This is a genomic window from Streptomyces sp. BR123 (assembly GCF_013401435.1).
In the GTDB taxonomy this organism is placed as follows: domain Bacteria; phylum Actinomycetota; class Actinomycetes; order Streptomycetales; family Streptomycetaceae; genus Streptomyces.
Genome location: NZ_JACBGN010000452.1, coordinates 1 through 3,851, shown reverse-complemented (window position 1 = coordinate 3,851; position 3,851 = coordinate 1). Strand labels below are relative to the sequence as shown.

At 74.0% G+C, this 3,851-nt stretch carries 4 protein-coding genes; 3 read left to right on the top strand and 1 reads right to left on the bottom strand.

Annotated elements, in window-relative coordinates:
* From HYE82_RS34825 to HYE82_RS34815, 3 genes are all read left to right on the top strand, one after another.
* The coding region (locus HYE82_RS34825; RefSeq protein WP_179178226.1) for a SpoIIE family protein phosphatase at window positions 1–327 on the top strand (327 nt) is incomplete at its 5' end.
* 359 nt (window positions 328–686) lie between these two features.
* Window positions 687–2,027: a transcriptional regulator gene (locus HYE82_RS34820; RefSeq protein WP_179178225.1), complete on the top strand. Its 1,341-nt coding sequence runs from the start codon at window positions 687–689 to the stop codon at window positions 2,025–2,027.
* A 52-nt stretch (window positions 2,028–2,079) separates the two neighbouring features.
* Window positions 2,080–2,610 carry an NUDIX hydrolase gene (locus HYE82_RS34815; RefSeq protein ID WP_179178224.1) on the top strand — a complete coding sequence of 177 codons (531 nt, stop codon included), beginning with the start codon at window positions 2,080–2,082 and terminating at the stop codon, window positions 2,608–2,610.
* 157 nt (window positions 2,611–2,767) lie between these two features.
* Here the strand turns inward: HYE82_RS34815 and HYE82_RS34810 are convergent, their stop codons facing one another.
* The gene (locus HYE82_RS34810) at window positions 2,768–3,640 is read right to left on the bottom strand and encodes a 3-hydroxybutyryl-CoA dehydrogenase (RefSeq protein ID WP_179178223.1); all 873 of its coding nucleotides are present in this window, start codon (window positions 3,638–3,640) and stop codon (window positions 2,768–2,770) included.
* Between the last annotated feature and the right edge of the window lie 211 nt (window positions 3,641–3,851).

The window sequence follows — 3,851 nt, the reverse complement described above, 5'->3', positions numbered from 1 at the left end:
GAGGGGGTGCGGGTGCTCGACGGGGGCGATCCCCTGCCACCGCTCGGGGTGGTGCCCGTGCCCGACGGGCTGGCGGCAGGGGACTGCGGCCGGCTGCGCCCCGGCGACTTCCTGTTCCTGCACACCGACGGCGCCGAGGACGCCCGCGACGCCGCCGGCCGGTTCTTCCCGCTGCACCGCGTCCTGGCCGGGATCCTGGCCCGGCAGCCGGCGCCCGCACCCGCGCGGCTGGTCGCGGGCGTGCACGCCGCACTGCTGCGCCACACCGGCGGGCGGCTCACCGACGATGTGGCCCTGCTGGTCCTGCGCAGCGACCGCTGCGCCTGAACCCCGTACCGGGACGGCGGCGGGAACCGCACACCGGGCCCCGGTGGGAGGGCCCGGCGCGCGTTCCTGCCGACCCCTGCCGGACCCGGTGACCAACCGGGCGCCGGCGGAGCCGGGGCGCGCCGCCCGCCTGCCGTGGAGTGTCGGGCAGACAACAGGCCGGGCGGCGCGGTGCGGGTCGTCGCACTGTACGAGGGGGAGCCGACGACCCGGGCTGCCTCTTTGGCGAGGCTCTTCAGTGAACCGCTCCCGGGGCCCCGGCGGCAGGGTGCGTATCGCATTTATGCGCGTACTCGTTTCACACCCCGTGTGAACCCCGCACCCACTAGCCTGAGACCGACGAGCCCTTGGAGGGGCCCATGCAGCCCAACGCCCTGCTCGATGCCCTCCTCGCCGAGGCGGGCATGTCCCACGCCGGACTCGCCGCGCACGTGAACCAGGCGGGCCGGTCCCGCGGGCTCGCCCTGCGCTACGAACACACCGCCGTCACCCGGTGGCTGAAGGGGCAGCGGCCCCGCGGCCAGGTCCCCGACCTGATCTGCGAGGTGCTCGGCGGCCGGCTCCGCCGCCCGGTCTCCCTCGACGACGTCGGGCTCGGGGTGCCCGGCCAGCCCGCCGCCCCCCACTCCTCCCCGCTCCAGGGCTTCGTCGACCGGGCCGCCGCCCTGTGGCGATCCGACCAGCAGGGGCGCTACCCGCTGCTCACCACCGAGACGGTCACGGGCACGCCCGCGGTGATCCCCGTCTGGGAGTGGGAGAACCCGCCCGAGGACGCCGACGTCTCCCGCGACGGGCCGCTGCGGATCGGACCGGAGCACATCGAGATCCTGCGGGCCGCCCGCGCCCACTACGAGCTGATGTACCGCCGGGCCGGCGGGGTGGCCACCCGGGCCCGTATCGTCCGCTTCCTCGGCAGCGAGACCGCGCCCATGCTGCGCGGCGGCTACCCCGACGCGCTCGGCCGCAGCCTGCACCGGGCCGCCGGCTCCCTGGTCGCCGTCGCGGGGATCTGCGCGTACGACTCGGACGCCCACGGCCTCGCCCAGCGCTACTTCCACCAGGCGCTGCGGCTGGCGAAGGCGAGCGGGGACCGGGGGCTCGGCGCCTACGTCATCGCCCTGCTCGTCAACCAGTGCCTGCACCTGCGCGAGCACCGCCAGGCCGTCGCCTTCGCCGAGGCCGCCCTGCGCTCCGCGAGCCGGGACACCACCCCGGCCCTGACCGCCGACCTGTACGCGATGCAGGCCAAGGCGTACGCCCGACTCGGCGACCCGGCCGCCGCGCTGGCCTGCATCCGGCACGCGGAGGCGGCCGCCGAGCGGATCCGGCCCGGCTCGGAGCCGGACGAGACCGGGTACGTCCAGCCCGGGCTGGTCAACGTACAGGTGGCCGAGGCGCTGCTGAGCCTCGGGGACCTCGACGCCGCGCACGAGCAGGCGGCCGCCGCGGTCGGCACCCCGGCCCACGATCGCGGCCGGGTCCACCGGCTCGCGATGCTGTGCGAGATCCAGCTGTGCCAGGGGGAGGCGGACGGCGCGGCGGCGACGGCCGCCGAAATGGCCGAGCGGGCCAAGGGAATGGAGTCACTGCGGCTGCGGGACCGGCTGCGGGCGGTCCGCGAACAGCTGCTGACCAGCGGCTGCCAGGGTGCCGAGGAGACGGCCCGGCTCATCGACGGGGCGTTGCGCGTTCCGCTGTGACCGCTGCGGCTGCTGCCATGTTGCCACCGACGATCCGGAAGGTGGCAGAACCGTGCAGTGGGCGAAGCTGAGTGAGCAGACCGTGTACAAGAACCGCTGGTTCGACGTGAACCTCGCCGATGTGGAACTTCCCGACGGGCGGCACCTGGACCACTTCGTGATCCGGCTGCGGCCGGTCGCCGCCGCCACCGCCGTCAATGAGGCGGACGAGGTGCTCCTGTTGTGGCGGCACCGTTTCATCACCGACAGCTGGGGGTGGGAGCTGCCCGCGGGCGTCGTCGAGGACGGCGAGGACCTCGCGGGCGCGGCGGCCCGGGAGATGGAGGAGGAGTCGGGCTGGCGGCCCGGCCCGCTGCGCCCCCTGATGACCGTGGAGCCCTCCAACGGGCTGACCGACGCCCGCCACCACCTCTTCTGGGCGGAGGGGGCCACGTACGTCGGCCATCCCGAGGACGACTTCGAGTCCTCGCGGCGCGAGTGGGTGCCGTTGAAACTCGTACCGGAGATGATCGCCCGCGGCGAGGTCCCGGCCGCGAACACGGCGGCCGGGCTGCTCCTCCTGCACCACCTGCGCCTCGGCTGACCCCGTCCCGCCCCGGCGGCGACCACCCGGGCCTGCGGCGACCACCCGGGCCGGTTCCGCCGGGGCGGCCCGCCGCGGAGGAGCCGTTGTCCTGCGGGGCGCGGCCGGCGTGGGGCGCGGCCGGCGTGGGGCGCGGCCGGTGGGGCGCGGCTCGGGCTCAGCTGTAGGCGTAGAAGCCCGAGCCGGTCTTGCGGCCGAGGCGGCCCGCGTCGACCATCCGCTGGAGCAGCGGGGGAGCGGCGTACAGCGGCTCCTTGAACTCCGAGTACATCGAGTCGGCGATCGAGGCGATCGTGTCCAGGCCGATCAGGTCGGAGAGCTTGAGGGGGCCCATCGGGTGGGCGCAGCCGAACTCCATGCCGTTGTCGATGTCCTCGCGGCTCGCGATGCCCGACTCGAACATGCGGATCGCGGACAGCAGGTACGGGACCAGCAGCGCGTTGACCACGAAGCCGGACCGGTCCTGGGCGCGGATCGCGTGCTTGCCGAGGATGCCCTGCACGAGGGCCTCGGCCCGCTTGATGGTCTCCTCGCCGGTGGTCAGCGCGGGGATCAGCTCGACGAGCTTCTGCACGGGGGCCGGGTTGAAGAAGTGGATGCCGATGACCTGGTCGGGCCGCGAGGTCGCCACGGCCAGCTTGACCAGCGGGATCGACGAGGTGTTCGAGGCGAGGATGGCGTCCGGGCGGGTGATCACCTGGTCCAGGACCTGGAAGATCTCCGTCTTGACCTGCTCGTTCTCGACGACCGCCTCGATGACCAGGTCACGGTCGGCGAACTCGCCGAGGTCGGTGGTGAAGGAGAGGCGGGCCAGGGTGGCGTCCCGCTCCTCCTCGCTGATCTTGCCGCGGGCGGCGGCCTTGGTCAGGGAGTTCTGCAGCCGTGTCCGCCCGAGCTCCAGGGCCTCGCCCGTCGTCTCGGCGACCTTCACGTCGAGACCGCTGCGGGCGCACACCTCGGCGATGCCGGCACCCATCTGGCCACAGCCCACTACGCCGACCCGTGTGATGTCGGAAGGGAGGTCAGTCACTTCGTGCCTTTCGCTGCTCCGTCGTCGGCGGGTCCCCCGTTGTCGTCAGTGGTAACTGCATCCGGCGCCCGCCACGCCCCCCGACGTTACCCCCGATCTTGCCGGTGGTGGCCGGCCGGGGCGGGCATGCTGAGCGCAGACAGGCGATGTCACGCAAAGGAACGGAGTCATCACATGGCGTACATCGGACGGCGGGGGCTGCTGACGGGGG